We start from the raw sequence: 19974 nt of genomic DNA, 5'->3' as shown, positions 1-19974 counted from the left end.
TTTCTGGTGCGTACCGGGCTGAGAGGCGGTGTAAGTGAACTGTAGTTGCCATGTTTTACGGCAATGAGAGCAGAGATAGCGCTGATGTCCGGCAGTGCTTTTGCCGTTACGCACCACGCCTTCAGTAGCGGAGCAGGAAGGACATCTGATGGAAATGGAAGCCACGCAAGCACCTTAAAATCACCATCATACACTAAATCAGTAAGTTGGCAGCATTACCAATAGAGACACTTAAATTGACATTGTCTTTTTTTGCCTCTTCTTTCATGGCATTCGCAAGATCAATATAGAAAGGATGTTGCTGTGTTAATAATGACGCACCAATTTTATACTCTTTTGCCAACGAATTTTGCGAGAACAATGCCAGGCTCACCAACATAGCTGAACCAAGTAATTTAATATTTTTCATAAACAATCCTCATTGTTTTTGTAGGGTACAACGTCTTAAATTTTTCCTTCACTACCACAGACACCAATAATACGAGTTACGACTTCTTTCATGGCGGCCTTTGCGGGCTGCATATAGTGGCGTGGATCATTTGCCGCAGGATTGTTGTAGAAATATCCTTTTAACGCATCGGCAAACGCAATTTTCAATTCTGTCGCGACATTCACTTTACAAATACCGCGGCGAATACAGTGCTGAACGTCCTGTTCTGATAAGCCCGAAGCACCATGCAACACCAGTGGAATCTCCACTCGCTGACGAATCTGTTCCAGCCGCACAAAATCCAGTCGTGGTTCATGCGCATATAAACCATGTGCTGTGCCGATTGCTACGGCCAGGGAGTCAATTTGGGTACGTTGAACAAACTCTGCAGCTGCGGCTGGTGAGGTATAAGCGGAATCTTTTTCATCCACCAGCAGATCGTCCTCCTGGCCGCCAAGACGCCCTAGCTCGGCCTCAACGCTAACATCAAAGCGATGGCAAAAGGTGGTAACTTCTTGCACTCGCGCAATGTTGTCTTCAAATGGCAAATGGGAGCCATCAATCATGACAGAACGGATCCCTGCGCGAACCTTGTTAAAAATGTCATCACTCTCTTCATGATGGTCGAGATGCAGGACTAACGGCAGGTTGTACTCGCGAGCCAGCGATTGTACTAACGAAATTAAACTTCCCACGCCACCATAACGATAAGTACCGGGTGTTCCCGCCAGCATAACGGGAGAGCGAAGTTGTGCAGCGCTCTCAACAACTACCTGTAAAGTTTCAAGGTTATGAATGTTGAAAGCGGGGACGGCATATCCCTCTGACTGGGCTTTTTTCAGCATGTTTTTGCTTGAAATGATGTACATCGCAGCTCCTGTTATTTGTCGTTCGCCTTACAAAATGAAGAAAGAGAATATTCACTTTCATTTTGAAAGCAAACTAGCACAGCAAAAGCGGCAAAAAGCGTGATACATGTCGAATATCATCAAAATAACTTACAAAAAAATAACTTAATTTGTTTTTCACTTTACAAGTGAAACCAATAACATCTCTGCATAAATATGAATAAATTCATTTATTTTTCAATGAATTAATCTATTTTTGTTGCGATTTTTGACCCATGATTTTCTTTTCGAATTGTCGATATTATTGAAGGATAACTTTCAAAGAAAAATACAAGGGGCTATAGTGTTACGCATTAAAGGCCAATGAAGAGTGTTAACGTGCCGAGAAAATCGTCTAACCTACTGAAACGCAGATTAAAAATTGCAGAAATTGTTGCCGCCCAAGGTGAAATCAAAGTTGATGACTTATCTGCGCAACTTGGTGTCTCTGGCGTGACGATCCGCGGCGATCTCAGTTATCTGGAGCAACAGGGATATTTAAAGCGATCATTTGGCGGTGCTATTGCGACACCACTCTCCTCTGAACCAGAAGCGATACAACCGATCGCGCCATTGTCTCTGGCACAACAAATGGAAATAGCACGACATTGCGCACGGTTAATTCGCGATCGTGACACGCTATTTCTTGGACATGGGACAATCTGCCGTAAGATCATTCCATTGCTCAGCGAAGTGAAAAAACTGCGTCTGATCACCAACGATCCCGAACATGCGCTGCTGGCAAATCAGTTTATTGATGGCGAAATAATACTGGCTGGCAGTGAAATGCTGCGCCCCGACACCGCACTGGCCGGAAAACCGCTTGAACAGGCACTTCAGCATTTCACCATTACACATAGCATTCTGGAAATCAACCATCTGGATGCTGATGGTACTTTAAATATCAACGTTCCCAGACTGGCCGCTGCCTGGCAGCTCTGTTTCGATCATGCCCAGAATAAGACGGTTATCGTTGCCGCCGATCCTGCGCCATCAACGGCTGCTATCGGGCATTTGCATCAGGCAGAAAATGTGATCGTCAGCCGCAGCATTAACGAACAATATCAGCAACAATTGCAGTCGGCTGATTTCGTTATCCTTTATACCAGTAATGAGTGCTTTACCTGGTCCAATCGCGAAAGGCTTCAGGAATGAGAGGGGTTTTGTGACAATAACTATCTGCGCTATGGGCGAATTGCTGGCCGAGTTTTTGTCCCGCAACCCACATCAAAAATTCACTCAGCCTGGGGAGTTTATCGGGCCATTTCCCAGCGGTGCGCCAGCAATTTTTGCTGCTCAGGTGGCAAAACTGTCCCATCGGGCCATCTTCTTCGGATGTGTTGGTAATGATGATTTTGGCCGACTCATTATAGAGCGCCTCCGTCATGAAGGTGTCATTACCGATGGGATCCATGTTATGAACAATGCCGTCACAGGTACGGCGTTCGTGAGTTATCAAAATCCCCAGCAGCGCGATTTCGTCTTTAATATCCCTAACAGCGCCTGCGGCTTGTTTACTGCTGAGCACATTGATAAGGATCTGCTAAAACAGTGTAACCATCTCCATATTGTGGGCTCATCATTGTTCTCATTTCGCATGATCGATGTCATGCGTAAAGCAATAACGACGATCAAATCGGCTGGCGGCACCGTTTCTTTCGATCCCAATATTCGCAAAGAGATGCTGAGCATTCCTGAAATGGCGCAGGCTCTCGATTATTTGATTGAATATACGGATATTTTCATCCCCAGCGAAAGCGAACTCCCTTTCTTCGCGCGTCACAAAAATCTGTCAGAAGAACAGATTGTTAGCGATCTTCTCCACGGCGGCGTAAAACATGTGGCGATAAAACGCGCCCAGCGTGGGGCCAGCTATTACAAGCTTAAAAACGGTACATTACACGCCCAGCATGTTACAGGCCACGATATCGAAATTATCGATCCAACGGGTGCAGGCGACTGCTTTGGCGCAACGTTTATCACTCTTTTCTTATCCGGTTTCCCGGCACATAAGGCACTGCAATATGCAAATGCCAGCGGCGCGCTCGCCGTAATGCGGCAAGGTCCGATGGAAGGGATATCCTCACTGGCTGACATTGAAGACTTTTTGCAGCAGCACTGAACGGCAATTTTCTGTCAGATTATTTTCCCTGCCTGAAGAGTTGCCGTAGAATTGCCCGTTTCTCGTATCCCCCCATGAGGAGGAACCCTTCCGTGGACACTCGTTTTGTTCAGGCCCATAAAGAGGCGCGCTGGGCGCTGGGGCTGACCCTTTTGTATCTGGCAGTTTGGTTAGCAGCCGCTTACTTACCTGACGTTGCCCCCGGTTTTACCGGCTTTCCGCGCTGGTTTGAGATGGCCTGCATCCTGACGCCGCTGCTGTTTATTGGACTGTGCTGGGCGATGGTGAAATTTATCTATCGCGATATCCCACTGGAGGATGACGATGCAGCTTGAAGTGATTCTACCGCTGGTCGCCTATCTGGTGGTGGTGTTCGGTATCTCTGTTTATGCGATGCGTAAACGGAGCACCGGTACCTTCCTTAATGAGTATTTCCTCGGCAGCCGCTCTATGGGCGGTATTGTGCTGGCGATGACGCTCACCGCGACCTATATCAGTGCAAGTTCGTTTATCGGCGGGCCTGGAGCTGCTTATAAATACGGCCTGGGTTGGGTATTGCTGGCGATGATTCAGCTTCCTGCAGTCTGGCTTTCGCTCGGTATTCTCGGCAAGAAGTTCGCGATTCTTGCGCGCCGCTACAATGCAGTGACGCTGAACGACATGCTGTTTGCCCGCTACCAGAGTCGTCTTCTGGTGTGGCTGGCGAGTTTGAGTTTGCTGGTTGCGTTCGTTGGGGCAATGACCGTGCAGTTTATCGGCGGTGCGCGCCTGCTGGAAACCGCGGCGGGTATTCCTTATGAAACCGGGCTGCTGATTTTCGGTATCAGCATTGCGTTGTATACCGCCTTTGGCGGCTTTCGCGCCAGCGTGCTGAACGACACCATGCAAGGGCTTGTGATGCTGATTGGCACCGTTGTGCTGCTTATTGGCGTGGTACATGCCGCAGGTGGTTTAAGTAATGCGGTAGAGACGCTGCAAACCATCGATCCGCAACTGGTTACGCCACAAGGCGCTGACGATATTCTGTCGCCTGCCTTTATGACGTCGTTCTGGGTACTGGTGTGCTTTGGCGTGATTGGCCTGCCGCATACTGCGGTGCGCTGTATCTCTTATAAAGACAGCAAAGCGGTACACCGGGGGATCATCATCGGTACGATTGTAGTCGCAATCCTGATGTTCGGTATGCACCTGGCCGGAGCGTTAGGTCGTGCAGTGATCCCCGATCTCACCGTACCGGATCTGGTGATCCCGACGTTAATGGTAAAAGTGCTGCCACCGTTTGCTGCCGGGATCTTTCTGGCTGCACCTATGGCTGCGATCATGTCGACAATTAACGCCCAATTGCTACAAAGTTCCGCTACGATCATTAAAGATCTCTATCTGAATATCCGTCCGGATCAAATGCAAAACGAGACGCGTCTGAAGCGGATGTCGGCGGTAATTACGTTAGTTCTCGGCGCGTTGCTGCTGCTTGCCGCCTGGAAGCCGCCAGAAATGATCATCTGGCTGAATTTGCTGGCCTTCGGTGGGTTGGAAGCCGTTTTCCTGTGGCCGCTGGTGCTGGGTCTTTACTGGGAACGCGCCAACGCCAAAGGCGCGCTAAGTGCGATGATCGTTGGCGGCGTGCTGTATGCCGTACTCGCGACGCTGAATATTCAGTACCTGGGCTTCCACCCTATCGTGCCCTCGTTACTACTAAGTTTGCTGGCTTTCCTGGTCGGAAACCGTTTCGGTACATCCGTCCCGCAAGCTACCGTTTTGACTACTGATAAATAAAGAGTTTTGCCATGCCTTGGATCCAACTGAAACTGAACACCACCGGCGCGAACGCTGAAGATCTTAGCGATGCGCTGATGGAAGCGGGTGCCGTTTCTATCACTTTTCAGGATACCCACGATACGCCAGTATTTGAGCCGCTGCCGGGCGAAACGCGCCTGTGGGGCGACACCGATGTGATTGGTCTGTTCGACGCTGAAACCGATATGAACGACGTGGTGGCGATTCTGGAAAACCATCCGCTGCTCGGCGCAGGCTTCGCGCATAAAATCGAACAACTGGAAGATAAAGACTGGGAGCGCGAATGGATGGATAATTTCCACCCGATGCGCTTTGGTGAACGACTGTGGATCTGCCCAAGCTGGCGTGATGTGCCGGACGAAAACGCCGTCAACGTGATGTTAGACCCAGGGCTGGCGTTTGGTACGGGTACCCATCCAACTACCTCTCTGTGCCTACAATGGCTCGACAGCCTCGATTTAACTGGTAAAACAGTCATCGACTTTGGCTGCGGTTCCGGCATTCTGGCTATCGCGGCGCTGAAACTGGGTGCAGCAAAAGCCATTGGTATTGATATCGATCCGCAGGCGATTCAGGCTAGCCGCGACAACGCCGAACGTAATGGCGTTTCTGACCGTCTGGAACTCTACTTACCGAAAGATCAGCCAGAAGAAATGAAAGCCGACGTGGTGGTCGCGAACATCCTTGCAGGCCCATTACGTGAACTGGCACCGTTAATCAGCGTCCTGCCGGTTTCAGGCGGTTTGCTGGGCCTTTCCGGTATTCTGGCAAGCCAGGCAGAGAGCGTTTGTGAAGCTTATGCCGATAGCTTCGCACTGGACCCGGTCGTGGAAAAAGAAGAGTGGTGCCGTATTACCGGTCGTAAGAATTAACCTTCGCATCGCCGTAGGGTGACGCGGGGCGAAGTGCGAGCAAGCTCACAAAAGGCACGTAAATTTGCCGGTTATTTACGCAAATTTGCGTGCCAAAATTTTCATTCATAAAGAAAAATTGAGAACTTACTCAAATTTCTTTGAATGTAAATTTTAGTCACTATTTTCTAATATGATGATTTTTATGAGTAATTATCGCACCACGCTCATTTTAAATGCAATTCTTTGATCCATCTCAGAGGATTGGTCAAAGTTTGGCCTTTCATCTCGTGCAAAAAATGCGTAATATACGCCGCCTTGCAGTCACAGTATGGTCATTTCTTAACTCATGCGCATCGGACAATATCAGCTCAGAAATCGCCTGATCGCAGCGCCCATGGCTGGCATTACAGACAGACCTTTTCGGACGTTGTGCTACGAGATGGGAGCCGGATTGACAGTATCCGAGATGATGTCTTCTAACCCACAGGTTTGGGAAAGCGACAAATCTCGTTTACGGATGGTGCACATTGATGAACCCGGTATTCGCACCGTGCAAATTGCTGGTAGCGATCCGAAAGAAATGGCAGATGCAGCACGTATTAACGTGGAAAGCGGTGCCCAGATTATTGATATCAATATGGGTTGCCCGGCTAAAAAAGTGAATCGCAAGCTCGCAGGTTCAGCCCTCTTGCAGTACCCGGATGTCGTTAAATCGATCCTTACCGAGGTCGTCAATGCAGTGGACGTTCCTGTTACCCTGAAGATTCGCACTGGCTGGGCACCGGAACACCGTAACTGCGAAGAGATTGCCCAACTGGCTGAAGACTGTGGCATTCAGGCTCTGACCATTCATGGCCGTACACGCGCCTGTTTGTTCAATGGAGAAGCTGAGTACGACAGTATTCGGGCAGTTAAGCAGAAAGTTTCCATTCCGGTTATCGCGAATGGCGACATTACTGACCCGCTTAAAGCCAGAGCTGTGCTCGACTATACAGGGGCGGATGCCCTGATGATAGGCCGCGCAGCTCAGGGAAGACCCTGGATCTTTCGGGAAATCCAGCATTATCTGGACACTGGGGAGTTGCTGCCCCCACTGCCTTTGGCAGAGGTTAAGCGCTTGCTTTGCGCGCACGTTCGGGAACTGCATGACTTTTATGGTCCGGCAAAAGGGTACCGAATTGCACGTAAACACGTTTCCTGGTATCTCCAGGAACACGCTCCAAATGACCAGTTTCGGCGCACATTCAACGCCATTGAGGATGCCAGCGAACAGCTGGAGGCGTTGGAGGCATACTTCGAAAATTTTGCGTAAACAGAAATAAAGAGCTGACAGAACTATGTTCGAACAACGCGTAAATTCTGACGTACTGACCGTTTCTACCGTTAACTCTCAGGATCAGGTAACCCAAAAACCCCTGCGTGACTCGGTTAAACAGGCACTGAAGAACTATTTTGCTCAACTGAATGGTCAGGATGTGAATGACCTCTATGAGCTGGTACTGGCTGAAGTAGAACAGCCCCTGTTGGACATGGTGATGCAATACACCCGTGGTAACCAGACCCGTGCTGCGCTGATGATGGGCATCAACCGTGGTACGCTGCGTAAAAAATTGAAAAAATACGGCATGAACTAATTCAGGTTAGCTAAATGCTTGATTAAAAAGGCGCTACTCGGCATGGGGAAGCGCCTTTTTTATAGGTGTCACAAAGGGAGTGACCATGAGAACAGGATGTGAACCGACCCGGTTTGGTAATGAAGCTAAGACCATTATTCACGGTGATGCGCTTGCCGAACTTAAAAAGATCCCCGCCGAAAGTGTCGATCTGATCTTTGCCGACCCACCATATAACATCGGTAAAAATTTTGATGGTCTGATCGAAGCCTGGAAAGAAGATCTGTTTATCGACTGGCTGTTTGAAGTGATTGCAGAGTGCCACCGCGTTCTGAAAAAGCAGGGCAGCATGTACATCATGAACAGCACGGAAAACATGCCCTTTATCGATCTCCAGTGCCGCAAGCTTTTTACCATCAAAAGTCGCATCGTCTGGTCATATGACAGTTCTGGAGTACAGGCGAAAAAACACTACGGCTCCATGTACGACCCCATCCTGATGATGGTGAAAGACGCAAAGAACTACACATTCAACGGTGATGCTATTCTGGTAGAAGCCAAAACCGGATCGCAGCGCGCGTTGATCGATTATCGCAAAAATCCTCCACAGCCATACAATCATCAAAAAGTACCGGGTAACGTCTGGGATTTTCCGCGCGTGCGTTATTTGATGGATGAATATGAGAACCACCCGACGCAAAAACCGGAAGCCTTACTGAAACGCATTATTCTCGCCTCTTCCAACCCAGGCGATATCATTCTCGACCCGTTTGCCGGTAGCTTTACTACCGGTGCCGTAGCCGTCTCCAGCGGGCGAAAATTCATTGGTATTGAGATCAACAGCGAGTACATCAAAATGGGGCTTCGACGGCTGGATGTCGCGTCGCATTACTCTGCGGAAGAACTGGCGAAAGTGAAAAAAAGAAAGACCGGCAACCTGTCAAAACGAAGCCGGTTAAGCGAAGTTGACCCCGATCTCATTGCAAAGTAAAGGAAGTGTAAGCCTGGTTTTCAGATTATTCATTTCGTGTATATTTCCTGCCAGACTTGGTTAAACATGCACAGGCTCAGGTAATGATTCGCAAGTATTGGTGGCTCGTCGTTTTCGCTGTCTTCGTTTTTCTGTTTGATACTTTACTGATGCAGTGGATTGAACTGCTGACAACAGAAACAGACAAATGCCGTAATATGAACTCAGTTAATCCACTAAAACTGGTTAACTGTGACGAACTGAATTTTCAGGACAGAATGTGAATTTACATGACACTTAATTCATTCGTTTGATGAATTAATTTCGTTATGTTTTCATCTGGCATGAACATTCTTAATACGTTATCGACCAGCGCGGGTGCTTGTTTATAAAGATCATAACCCGCCATATTCATTAACCAGTTTTGAACAATTCCGCTGAAGGCACCATTAATAATAATCATCACAACATCTAAATCGAGGTTATTTGCTACACAACCTTGTTGCTGACACGCCTGCAATACTTCGCGGAGAGTCTGCGGATTAAAGCCCATCTTTTCGCGTATCACTCCCTCGGCCAGCATCTCATCATTAAATTCACATTTGTGATATAAGATTTTCAGCAACGCCTGCTGGCGGGGAATTTTGGCAATATATTGCAAGCCGACAATCAATTTTTCACGCAATTGTTGAAACGGGTCATGCTCTAATCCAGCCGTCAAGTGTTCCTGGATTAACTCCCGCAATGAAGGCTGTTGCAACCACATCTCATTAAACAGTTGAGTCTTGTTTTCGAAGTGCCAGTAGATAGCGCCACGCGTAACGTTAGCGGCGTCGGCAATGTCGTTGAGCGTCGTCTTGCTTACGCCATGCTGCGCAAACTGGGCGATGGCAGTTTCAATCAGTTCTTGCCGGGTCTTCAGAGCTTCGGCTTTGGTTCTTTTTGCCATGATTAATTATTCAGGAAATAAATATATTCGACACAGGGTGAGAAAATAGCGAAGGTTAATCTATCATCTAATGTGTATTTATACGAGAGGGTAACATTGAGTTGCTATAAATCGTCAAATAAACAATGTATATTATTTACCTAAAATACATTCGCCACATGAATATATATTTCAATTTACGAGGTTTTAATTCTGCCTCTTTCAACCCGCGTCAAAATAAAACAGTAGAATATTAATCTTTTTTTGTGTTTATGTGCCTTGAGACGCCAGTATTCATAACTATTCCTTACATCGACGAATGATAATTTGTAGGATAGCAAACTGTATTTTTCTTTCTGCGAGTTAACGCGTTGCCTTTCTGGGTAAATAACGCGCTTTTGGTTTTTTGAGGAATAGTAATGACGAAACATGCCAGGTTTTTCCTCCTGCCCTCCTTTATTCTGATCTCCGCGGCTTTAATCGCCGGTTGTAACGATAAGGGAGAAGAGAAAGCTCACGTCGGTGAACCGCAGGTTACCGTTCATATTGTGAAAACGGCCCCGTTAGAAGTTAAGACTGAATTACCAGGCCGCACCAATGCTTACCGTATAGCCGAAGTTCGCCCACAGGTTAGCGGGATCGTACTGAATCGTAATTTCACTGAAGGCAGCGATGTACAAGCAGGCCAGTCCCTGTACCAGATCGATCCCGCGACCTATCAGGCAAATTATAACAGCGCGAAAGGCGAACTGGCGAAAAGTGAAGCCGCCGCCGCCATCGCGCATTTGACGGTAAAACGTTACGTTCCGCTCGTGGGTACGAAATACATCAGCCAGCAGGAGTACGACCAGGCCATTGCTGATGCTCGCCAGGCCGATGCCGCCGTGATTGCCGCAAAAGGCACAGTCGAAAGCGCTCGCATCAATCTCGCTTATACCAAAGTGACTGCGCCAATTAGCGGACGTATCGGCAAATCGACCGTGACCGAAGGCGCTCTTGTCACTAATGGGCAAACGACTGAACTGGCGACTGTCCAGCAGCTCGATCCTATCTACGTTGATGTGACCCAATCCAGCAACGATTTTATGAGGCTGAAGCAATCCGTAGAGCAAGGAAATTTGCATAAGGAAAACGCCACCAGCAACGTAGAGTTGGTCATGGAAAACGGTCAAACCTATCCCCTGAAAGGTACGCTGCAATTCTCTGATGTGACCGTTGATGAAAGCACCGGCTCCATAACCCTACGTGCTGTCTTCCCTAACCCGCAACATACGCTTTTGCCGGGTATGTATGTGCGTGCACGGATTGATGAAGGCGTCCAACCTGACGCCATTCTTATCCCGCAACAAGGCGTTAGCCGCACACCGCGTGGTGATGCAACCGTGCTGATTGTTAACGATAAAAGTCAGGTGGAAGCGCGCCCTGTCGTTGCCAGTCAGGCGATTGGCGATAAATGGTTGATTAGCGAAGGTCTGAAATCTGGCGATCAAGTCATTGTCAGCGGCCTGCAAAAAGCGCGTCCGGGAGAGCAGGTTAAAGCCACTACCGATACCCCCGCAGATACTGCATCGAAGTAAGGTAATCTGACATGGCAAACTTTTTTATTCGACGACCGATATTTGCATGGGTGCTGGCCATTATTCTGATGATGGCGGGCGCACTGGCGATCCTACAATTGCCCGTCGCTCAGTATCCAACCATTGCACCGCCTGCGGTTTCTGTTTCGGCAAACTATCCAGGTGCTGATGCGCAGACCGTGCAGGATACGGTGACGCAGGTTATCGAACAGAATATGAATGGTATCGATAACCTGATGTATATGTCCTCCACCAACGATTCCGCCGGTAGCGTGACAATTACCCTTACCTTCCAGTCCGGGACCGATCCTGATATCGCGCAAGTGCAGGTGCAGAACAAACTCCAGCTCGCCACGCCGTTGCTGCCGCAGGAGGTTCAGCAGCAGGGGATCAGTGTTGAAAAGTCCAGTAGCAGCTATTTGATGGTGGCGGGTTTTGTCTCTGATAACCCAGGCACCACACAGGACGATATCTCGGACTATGTGGCCTCTAACGTTAAAGATACGCTTAGCCGTCTGAATGGCGTCGGTGACGTACAGCTTTTCGGCGCACAGTATGCGATGCGTATCTGGCTGGACGCCGATCTGCTAAACAAATATAAACTGACACCGGTTGATGTGATTAACCAGTTGAAGGTACAGAACGATCAGATCGCTGCCGGACAGTTGGGCGGAACGCCAGCGTTACCAGGGCAACAGTTGAATGCCTCGATTATTGCTCAAACGCGGTTAAAAAATCCGGAAGAATTCGGCAAAGTGACCCTGCGCGTAAACAGTGACGGCTCGGTGGTACGCCTGAAAGATGTCGCACGGGTTGAACTTGGCGGTGAAAACTATAACGTTATCGCTCGTATCAACGGAAAACCGGCGGCGGGCCTGGGGATTAAGCTGGCAACCGGCGCGAATGCTCTCGATACCGCGAAAGCCATTAAGGCAAAACTGGCGGAATTACAGCCATTCTTCCCGCAGGGAATGAAGGTTCTCTACCCTTATGACACCACGCCATTCGTCCAGCTTTCTATTCACGAAGTGGTAAAAACGCTGTTCGAAGCCATTATGCTGGTGTTCCTGGTGATGTATCTGTTCTTGCAGAATATGCGAGCAACGCTGATCCCCACCATTGCGGTACCCGTGGTGTTGTTAGGGACGTTTGCCATCCTCGCCGCTTTTGGTTACTCCATCAACACACTAACGATGTTCGGGATGGTGCTTGCCATCGGGCTGCTCGTCGATGATGCGATAGTGGTGGTGGAGAACGTCGAGCGCGTGATGATGGAGGATAAGCTCCCGCCAAAAGAAGCGACGGAAAAATCGATGTCGCAAATTCAGGGCGCACTGGTGGGTATCGCGATGGTGCTGTCAGCGGTATTTATTCCGATGGCATTCTTCGGCGGTTCTACTGGGGCAATTTATCGCCAGTTCTCTATCACCATCGTTTCGGCAATGGCACTTTCTGTTCTGGTGGCATTGATTCTTACCCCTGCGTTATGTGCAACGCTGCTTAAACCCGTCTCTGCTGAGCATCACGAAAATAAGGGCGGTTTCTTCGGCTGGTTTAATACCACCTTCGATCATAGCGTTAACCACTACACCAACAGCGTCGGCAAAATCCTCGGTTCCACAGGACGATATTTACTGATCTATGCGCTGATTGTTGCAGGAATGGTGGTGTTGTTTTTACGTCTTCCGTCTTCCTTCTTACCTGAAGAGGATCAGGGTGTCTTTCTGACCATGATTCAGTTGCCCGCTGGCGCGACGCAAGAGCGGACGCAAAAAGTGTTGGATCAAGTGACGGATTACTATCTGAAGAACGAGAAAGCGAACGTTGAAAGTGTCTTTACGGTTAACGGCTTTAGCTTCAGCGGCCAGGCACAAAACGCCGGTATGGCCTTCGTCAGTCTGAAACCGTGGGAAGAGCGTAATGGTGATGAAAACAGTGCGGAAGCGGTAATCCATCGTGCCAAAATGGAATTGGGCAAGATCCGCGACGGTTTTGTCATTCCATTCAATATGCCAGCCATTGTTGAACTGGGCACGGCAACGGGTTTCGACTTTGAGTTAATTGATCAGGCTGGGCTGGGTCACGATGCCCTAACCCAGGCCCGTAACCAGTTGCTTGGTATGGCGGCGCAACATCCTGCCAGCTTAGTCAGCGTGCGTCCTAATGGCCTGGAAGACACCGCGCAGTTTAAACTGGAAGTTGACCAGGAAAAGGCGCAGGCATTAAGTGTTTCACTTTCTGACATCAATCAGACCATTTCAACGGCGTTGGGTGGGACTTACGTTAACGACTTCATCGACCGTGGTCGCGTGAAAAAGGTGTATGTTCAGGCGGATGCCAAATTCCGTATGCTGCCAGAAGATGTCGATAAACTTTATGTCCGCAGCGCCAACGGCGAAATGGTGCCATTCTCGGCCTTTACCACTTCACATTGGGTGTATGGCTCTCCGCGACTGGAACGCTACAACGGTCTGCCGTCAATGGAGATTCAGGGGGAAGCCGCGCCAGGAACCAGTTCCGGCGATGCCATGGCGTTGATGGAAAACCTTGCGTCAAAATTACCTGCGGGCATTGGTTATGACTGGACGGGTATGTCGTATCAGGAACGCTTATCGGGAAACCAGGCTCCCGCTCTAGTAGCAATTTCCTTTGTGGTTGTTTTCCTGTGCCTTGCTGCACTCTATGAAAGCTGGTCAATTCCTGTCTCGGTTATGTTGGTCGTGCCGTTAGGGATTGTCGGCGTGCTGCTGGCGGCGACACTCTTTAATCAAAAAAATGACGTCTACTTTATGGTGGGCTTGCTAACGACAATTGGCTTGTCGGCCAAAAACGCTATTTTGATTGTTGAGTTCGCTAAAGATCTCATGGAGAAAGAGGGTAAAGGTGTTGTTGAAGCGACACTAATGGCAGTACGTATGCGTCTGCGTCCTATCCTGATGACCTCTCTCGCCTTTATTCTCGGCGTATTACCGCTAGCTATCAGTAACGGTGCAGGCAGTGGCGCGCAGAACGCAGTGGGTATCGGGGTAATGGGCGGAATGGTCTCTGCAACGTTGCTGGCAATCTTCTTCCTACCGGTGTTCTTTGTGGTGATCCGCCGTTGCTTTAAAGGATAAATCAGAAACATAAAGGCACTTTCGGGTGCCTTTATTATTTTCAGTGAAACCCATAAAAATTAATAAGATATTCTTCCACTCACTCTTTAAAAACTTTCTATAGTTCCCGCTCCCTTCACTATTTTTACAATTCACATAATTTGTCATTATTCATTCCGCAATATTTATAACCTCCGGTGATAAAATGGCATTCAGCTCGTTAATAAGAGAGTTAACTTATTAAGCGTTAGCGTTTATTACTGAGGTAACACCATGAAAAGATTAATTCCTGTGGCATTGCTCACCGCATTGCTGGCGGGCTGTGCTCACGATTCGCCCTGCGTTCCGGTTTATGACGATCAGGGTTGTCTGGTTCACACCAATACCTGTATGAAAGGCACGACTCAGGATAACTGGGAAACGGCTGGGGCTATTGCCGGCGGGGCAGCGGCTGTTGCTGGCCTGACGATGGGGATCATCGCTCTGTCGAAATAACTGAACAGGGCGCGGAGTTTCGCGCTCTGTTTAACGATACAGTATCTTTACATAAGATAAAATATTGCTATATTCTGCTGGCTAATTCTCTGCTGATTTAGCATGTTATATCGCGTTATTTCGCTGCTTTCGAAATAACGCATCAATTTAACTTTCACACTTCCCACCAGAAATATACTCACGCTAACAATCATTATTCTGCTTAGTAAAACACGCGTAAATATTTTGCGCCAAAATGTGGCGCATGTTTCATTTTCGCACCATTGCGGGGCGCTGTTTTTATTATTTCCTGTCTACACTCAGCTTATTGCGACGCGAAATCGTGCGCAAAAGCTGGCACTACTTTTGCTTATAAGAGGATGGCCACAGACAGGTAAAAGACGTTTCCCAAACGTCCTATAACGATAATTTTCGCCTCACAGGAAGCATTATGAAAAAGATGATGATAGCCACACTGGCTGCCGCCAGCGTGCTGCTTGCCGTTGCAAATCAGGCGCATGCTGGCGCGACGCTTGATGCCGTTCAGAAAAAAGGTTTTGTGCAATGCGGGATCAGTGATGGATTACTTGGGTTCTCTTATGCCGATGCAGACGGTAAGTTTTCAGGTATTGATGTTGATGTTGATGTTGATGTTGATGTTGATGTTGATGTTGATGTTGATGTTGATGTTGATGTTGATGTTGATGTTTGTCGTAGTGTTGCCGCTGCTGTATTTGGTGACGACACGAAAGTGAAATATACCCCACTCACAGCAAAAGAACGCTTCACGGCTTTACAGTCAGGGGAAGTGGATTTGCTCTCCCGTAATACGACCTGGACTTCATCTCGCGACGCCGGGATGGGAATGGCATTTACTGGCGTCACTTATTACGACGGCATTGGCTTCCTGACGCACGATAAAGCGGGGCTAAAAAGCGCGAAAGAACTGGATGGCGCTACCGTCTGTATTCAGGCGGGTACTGATACCGAACTCAACGTTGCCGACTATTTCAAGGCAAACAATATGAAGTACACACCGGTGACTTTCGATCGCTCTGACGAATCAGCGAAGGCACTGGAATCTGGTCGCTGCGATACGCTGGCCTCGGATCAGTCGCAACTGTATGCCCTGCGCATCAAATTAAGCAACCCAGCTGAATGGATTGTCTTACCGGAGGTTATCTCTAAAGAACCGCTTGGGCCGGTAGTTCGTCGTGGCGATGATGAATGGTTCTCGATTGTACGCTGGACGCTTTTCGCCATGCTGAATGCTGAAGAGATGGGCATCAATTCCCAGAACGTCGATGAAAAAGCGGCTAATCCAGCAACGCCTGATATGGCACATCTGCTGGGTAAAGAAGGCGATTACGGCAAGGATCTGAAGTTGGATAATAAATGGGCCTATAACATCATCAAACAGGTGGGTAACTACTCGGAAATTTTCGAGCGTAACGTAGGTTCAGAAAGCCCGCTGAAAATTAAACGTGGGCAAAATAATCTCTGGAATAACGGCGGTATTCAGTACGCGCCGCCCGTGCGTTAAGTCGGTGTGAGGTAACGAGCGTCGCTACGGCGGCGCTCTCTTCAGCGTTATGCTTTCCGAGGTTTCTATGTCTCATCGCCGCTCAACCGTTAAAGGCTCACTCTCCTTTGCCAACCCTACGGTTCGTGCCTGGTTATTCCAGATCCTTGCCGTTGTTGCTGTTGTCGGAATTGTTGGTTGGTTATTTCACAACACTGTAACGAATCTCAGTAATCGTGGCATTACTTCAGGTTTTGCCTTTCTGGATCGCGGCGCTGGCTTCGGTATTGTCCAGCATTTGATCGATTACCAGCAGGGCGACACCTACGGACGCGTTTTTATTGTCGGCTTACTCAATACGCTACTGGTTTCTGCATTGTGTATTGTGTTCGCTTCTGTTTTAGGCTTCTTTATCGGTCTGACGAGACTTTCGGATAACTGACTGCTACGAAAGCTATCCACAATTTATATTGAGATCTTCCGTAATATTCCCCCGCTGCTGCAAATCTTCTTCTGGTACTTTGCCGTGTTGCGCAATTTGCCCGGACCACGCGCCAGGCTGTGAGCGCGTTTGATCTGGCCTTTTTGAGCAATCGTGGGCTTTATATTCCGTCACCGCAGCTGGGAGACGGATTTATTGCGTTTATCCTGGCTGTTGTTATGGCTATAGTCCTTTCTGTTGGGCTATTCCGCTTTAATAAAACATACCAGATAAAGACCGGACAACTGCGCCGCACCTGGCCGTTCGCCGCAGTGTTGATCATCGGTTTGCCTTTACTGGCGCAATGGCTTTTTGGCGCAGCACTACACTGGGATGTCCCAGCCCTACGAGGCTTTAACTTCCGCGGCGGAATGGTTTTAATTCCTGAACTGGCAGCCTTAACGCTGGCACTTTCGGTTTATACCTCTGCATTTATCGCCGAGATTATCCGCGCTGGGATCCAGGCAGTGCCTTATGGTCAACATGAAGCGGCTCGGTCACTGGGGTTACGCTACGCCAGGTCATTATTCCCCAGGCACTGCGAGTGATTATTCCGCCGTTAACCAGCCAGTATCTCAACATCGTCAAAAACTCCTCTCTTGCCGCCGCTATTGGCTATCCCGATATGGTTTCGCTGTTTGCTGGCACCGTGCTGAACCAGACGGGGCAAGCCATCGAGACGATAGCCATGACCATGTCGGTCTATCTGATTATCAGCCTGACTATCTCGCTGCTGATGAATATCTATAACCGCCGCATCGCGATCGTTGAACGCTAAGGAGTCATGATGACAAAAGTATTGCTGTCTCAGCCCTCGCGCCCAGCGAGCCATAACTCAAGCCGCGCGATGGTGTGGGTGCGAAAAAATCTGTTCTCCAGCTGGAGCAATAGCCTGCTGACTATTGGCTGCATATGGTTGATGTGGGAACTGATCCCACCGTTGCTGAACTGGGCATTTTTGCAGGCTAACTGGGTTGGCTCAACGCGTGCCGACTGCACAAAAGCCGGTGCCTGTTGGGTCTTCATCCACGAACGATTTGGTCAGTTTATGTATGGACTTTACCCACACGACCAACGCTGGCGAATTAACCTGGTATTACTGATTGGCCTTGTGTCAATCGCACCAATGTTCTGGAAAATACTCCCGCATCGCGGTCGCTATATTGCGGTCTGGGCGGTGATTTACCCACTGATTGTCTGGTGGCTGATGTATGGCGGTTTTTTTGGTCTTGAGCGGGTTGAAACCCGGCAATGGGGCGGGCTGACGCTAACTTTAATTATTGCATCCGTTGGGATTGCGGGGGCGCTACCGTGGGGGATCTTACTGGCGTTAGGTCGCCGCTCCCATATGCCGATTGTGCGTATCTTATCGGTCATTTTTATCGAGTTCTGGCGCGGCGTACCGCTGATTACCGTATTGTTTATGTCTTCGGTCATGCTGCCGTTGTTTATGGCAGAAGGCACCAGTATCGACAAACTGATCCGCGCGCTGGTTGGCGTGATCCTGTTTCAGTCAGCATATGTTGCGGAAGTCGTGCGAGGCGGATTACAGGCCCTACCTAAAGGGCAATATGAAGCGGCAGAGTCGCTGGCGTTGGGGTACTGGAAAACTCAGGGGCTGGTTATTCTGCCACAGGCGTTGAAGCTGGTAATTCCTGGGCTGGTAAATACCATCATCGCACTCTTCAAAGATACCAGCCTGGTGATCATCATCGGCTTGTTCGATCTTTTCAGTAGCGTTCAGCAGGCAACCGTTGATCCCGCCTGGTTGGGTATGTCGACGGAAGGGTATGTTTTCGCCGCGCTGATCTACTGGATCTTTTGTTTCAGCATGTCACGTTATAGCCAACATCTGAAAAAACGTTTTAACACCGGGCGTACACCGCATTGAGGACACTATGAGCCAAATTTTACTGCAACCTGCTAACGCGATGATTACGCTGGAAAACGTCCATAAATGGTATGGACAATTCCATGTTTTGAAAAATATAAATTTAACCGTGCAACCGGGAGAACGGATCGTTCTGTGTGGCCCTTCTGGTTCCGGTAAATCGACAACCATTCGTTGTATTAATCATCTGGAAGAACATCAACAGGGACGGATTGTCGTAGATGGCATCGAACTTAATGAAGATATCCGCAATATTGAGCGCGTCAGGCAAGAAGTGGGAATGGTATTTCAGCATTTCAATCTCTTCCCTCATCTGACCGTTTTACAGAACTGTACCCTGGCACCGATTTGGGTACGCAAGATGCCTAAGAAAGAGGCTGAAGCTCTGGCGATGCATTACCTTGAGCGGGTGAGAATTGCCGAACATGCGCATAAGTTTCCCGGACAGATTTCAGGTGGTCAGCAGCAACGCGTTGCCATTGCGCGTTCGCTGTGTATGAAGCCGAAAATTATGTTGTTTGATGAACCAACGTCGGCGCTCGATCCGGAGATGGTGAAAGAGGTGCTGGATACGATGATTGGGCTGGCGCAGTCGGGTATGACAATGTTGTGTGTAACACATGAGATGGGGTTTGCACGTACCGTCGCTGACCGGGTAATTTTTATGGATCGTGGGGAGATAGTGGAACAAGCTGCACCTGATGAATTTTTTACGCATCCTAAATCAGAGCGTACGAGGGCATTTTTATCGCAGGTAATCCATTAATTGAATGTTAGTTCGAAAAGCAAAAAGGCCATCCTTTCGGATGGCCTTTTTGCTTGATTTGATGTCTGGCAGTTTATGGCGGGCGTCCTGCCCGCCACCCTCCGGGCCGTTGCTTCGCAACGTTCAAATCCGCTCCCGGCGGATTTGTCCTACTCGAGAGAGTGTTCACCGACAAACAACAGATAAAACAAAAGGCTCAGTCGGAAGACTGGGCCTTTTGTTTTATTTGATGTCTGGCAGTTCCCTACTCTCGCATGGGAAGACCCCACACTACCATCGGCGCTACGGCGTTTCACTTCTGAGTTCGGCATGGGGTCAGGTGGGACCACCGCGCTACTGCCGCCAGACAAATTCTTTTCTAATTTGCCGAACTTTAACCTAAAAAGTGGTGCTGATACCCAGAGTCGAACTGGGGACCTCACCCTTACCAAGGGTGCGCTCTACCAACTGAGCCATATCAGCACGCTAAATTTGATGCCTGGCAGTTCCCTACTCTCGCATGGGGAGACCCCACACTACCATCGGCGCTACGGCGTTTCACTTCTGAGTTCGGCATGGGGTCAGGTG

The 19974-nt window shown here is 48.9% G+C and carries 19 protein-coding genes, 1 tRNA gene, 2 rRNA genes and 1 pseudogene; 16 read left to right on the top strand and 7 right to left on the bottom strand.

From position 1 onward, the window contains the following. From BHE85_RS23245 to BHE85_RS23235, 3 genes are all read right to left on the bottom strand, one after another. Positions 1 to 165 (bottom strand): IS1 family transposase (locus tag BHE85_RS23245; RefSeq protein ID WP_047664789.1); only part of this gene is annotated, 165 nt, incomplete at its 3' end. 28 nt (positions 166 to 193) lie between these two features. Further along, a complete protein-coding gene (locus BHE85_RS23240) occupies positions 194 to 409 on the bottom strand; it encodes a hypothetical protein (RefSeq protein ID WP_004980611.1) in 216 nt (71 codons plus the stop codon). Between the two features lie 35 nt (positions 410 to 444). Continuing rightward, a complete protein-coding gene (locus BHE85_RS23235; protein WP_000275535.1) occupies positions 445 to 1299 on the bottom strand; it encodes a tagatose bisphosphate family class II aldolase in 855 nt (284 codons plus the stop codon). A 342-nt stretch (positions 1300 to 1641) separates the two neighbouring features. On the opposite strand from BHE85_RS23235, the gene BHE85_RS23230 reads away from it, so the two are divergent. From BHE85_RS23230 to BHE85_RS23190, 9 genes are all read left to right on the top strand, one after another. Next, complete coding sequence (locus BHE85_RS23230; protein ID WP_000843959.1) at positions 1642 to 2472, top strand: DeoR/GlpR family DNA-binding transcription regulator; 831 nt, start codon at positions 1642 to 1644, stop codon at positions 2470 to 2472. 31 nt (positions 2473 to 2503) lie between these two features. Beyond that, the gene (locus BHE85_RS23225) at positions 2504 to 3439 is read left to right on the top strand and encodes a sugar kinase (RefSeq protein ID WP_001446002.1); all 936 of its coding nucleotides are present in this window, start codon (positions 2504 to 2506) and stop codon (positions 3437 to 3439) included. A gap of 92 nt (positions 3440 to 3531) precedes the next feature. Further along, a complete protein-coding gene (locus tag BHE85_RS23220) occupies positions 3532 to 3774 on the top strand; it encodes a YhdT family protein (protein ID WP_001446003.1) in 243 nt (80 codons plus the stop codon). Beyond that, positions 3764 to 5215 (top strand): sodium/pantothenate symporter, encoded by a 1452-nt coding sequence (panF, locus tag BHE85_RS23215; protein WP_001175722.1) that lies wholly within the window; start codon positions 3764 to 3766, stop codon positions 5213 to 5215. Before BHE85_RS23220 ends, panF begins: the two co-directional genes overlap by 11 nt. Positions 5216 to 5226: 11 nt before the next feature. After that, positions 5227 to 6108, top strand: a complete 882-nt coding sequence (prmA, locus tag BHE85_RS23210; protein ID WP_001145827.1) for a 50S ribosomal protein L11 methyltransferase — start codon at positions 5227 to 5229, stop codon at positions 6106 to 6108. A 328-nt stretch (positions 6109 to 6436) separates the two neighbouring features. Continuing rightward, a complete protein-coding gene (gene dusB, locus BHE85_RS23205; RefSeq protein WP_001219652.1) occupies positions 6437 to 7402 on the top strand; it encodes a tRNA dihydrouridine synthase DusB in 966 nt (321 codons plus the stop codon). A 25-nt stretch (positions 7403 to 7427) separates the two neighbouring features. Next, complete coding sequence (fis, locus tag BHE85_RS23200) at positions 7428 to 7724, top strand: DNA-binding transcriptional regulator Fis (protein ID WP_000462905.1); 297 nt, start codon at positions 7428 to 7430, stop codon at positions 7722 to 7724. A gap of 85 nt (positions 7725 to 7809) precedes the next feature. Continuing rightward, positions 7810 to 8694, top strand: a complete 885-nt coding sequence (gene yhdJ / locus BHE85_RS23195; protein ID WP_001258886.1) for an adenine-specific DNA-methyltransferase — start codon at positions 7810 to 7812, stop codon at positions 8692 to 8694. A gap of 83 nt (positions 8695 to 8777) precedes the next feature. After that, positions 8778 to 8957 carry a DUF2556 family protein gene (locus tag BHE85_RS23190; protein WP_001355779.1) on the top strand — a complete coding sequence of 60 codons (180 nt, stop codon included), beginning with the start codon at positions 8778 to 8780 and terminating at the stop codon, positions 8955 to 8957. Between the two features lie 2 nt (positions 8958 to 8959). Here the strand turns inward: BHE85_RS23190 and acrS are convergent, their stop codons facing one another. Beyond that, the gene (gene acrS, locus BHE85_RS23185; RefSeq protein WP_001129522.1) at positions 8960 to 9622 is read right to left on the bottom strand and encodes a multidrug efflux transporter transcriptional repressor AcrS; all 663 of its coding nucleotides are present in this window, start codon (positions 9620 to 9622) and stop codon (positions 8960 to 8962) included. Between the two features lie 398 nt (positions 9623 to 10020). Here acrS and acrE point away from each other — a divergent pair, with 398 nt between their 5' ends. From acrE to BHE85_RS23150, 7 genes and pseudogenes are all read left to right on the top strand, one after another. Next, positions 10021 to 11178: a multidrug efflux RND transporter periplasmic adaptor subunit AcrE gene (gene acrE / locus BHE85_RS23180; RefSeq protein WP_000160346.1), complete on the top strand. Its 1158-nt coding sequence runs from the start codon at positions 10021 to 10023 to the stop codon at positions 11176 to 11178. Positions 11179 to 11189: 11 nt separating this feature from the next. Further along, on the top strand, positions 11190 to 14294 hold the full coding sequence (gene acrF / locus BHE85_RS23175) for a multidrug efflux RND transporter permease subunit AcrF (RefSeq protein WP_001273191.1): 3105 nt from the start codon (positions 11190 to 11192) through the stop codon (positions 14292 to 14294). Between the two features lie 252 nt (positions 14295 to 14546). Beyond that, a complete protein-coding gene (locus BHE85_RS23170; protein WP_000825634.1) occupies positions 14547 to 14768 on the top strand; it encodes a putative periplasmic lipoprotein in 222 nt (73 codons plus the stop codon). A 430-nt stretch (positions 14769 to 15198) separates the two neighbouring features. Next, on the top strand, positions 15199 to 16290 hold the full coding sequence (locus tag BHE85_RS23165) for an amino acid ABC transporter substrate-binding protein (RefSeq protein WP_078122281.1): 1092 nt from the start codon (positions 15199 to 15201) through the stop codon (positions 16288 to 16290). 67 nt (positions 16291 to 16357) lie between these two features. After that, positions 16358 to 17528: pseudogene (locus tag BHE85_RS27010) on the top strand (amino acid ABC transporter permease). 9 nt (positions 17529 to 17537) lie between these two features. After that, the gene (locus tag BHE85_RS23155; protein WP_039064284.1) at positions 17538 to 18641 is read left to right on the top strand and encodes an amino acid ABC transporter permease; all 1104 of its coding nucleotides are present in this window, start codon (positions 17538 to 17540) and stop codon (positions 18639 to 18641) included. A gap of 7 nt (positions 18642 to 18648) precedes the next feature. Next, the gene (locus BHE85_RS23150; protein WP_000078313.1) at positions 18649 to 19407 is read left to right on the top strand and encodes an amino acid ABC transporter ATP-binding protein; all 759 of its coding nucleotides are present in this window, start codon (positions 18649 to 18651) and stop codon (positions 19405 to 19407) included. 231 nt (positions 19408 to 19638) lie between these two features. On the opposite strand, the gene rrf (BHE85_RS23145) is transcribed toward BHE85_RS23150, so the two are convergent. The 3 genes from rrf (BHE85_RS23145) to rrf (BHE85_RS23135) all read right to left on the bottom strand — a co-directional run. After that, positions 19639 to 19754 (bottom strand): 5S ribosomal RNA (gene rrf / locus BHE85_RS23145). A gap of 39 nt (positions 19755 to 19793) precedes the next feature. Continuing rightward, positions 19794 to 19869, bottom strand: a tRNA-Thr gene (locus BHE85_RS23140). Between the two features lie 14 nt (positions 19870 to 19883). After that, positions 19884 to 19974: ribosomal RNA gene (gene rrf, locus BHE85_RS23135) — 5S ribosomal RNA — on the bottom strand; the annotation flags it as partial.

This window comes from Shigella sp. FC1567 (assembly GCF_001743015.1).
GTDB classification, from domain to species: domain Bacteria; phylum Pseudomonadota; class Gammaproteobacteria; order Enterobacterales; family Enterobacteriaceae; genus Escherichia; species Escherichia coli.
This window is presented reverse-complemented; position numbering and strand designations above follow the sequence as displayed.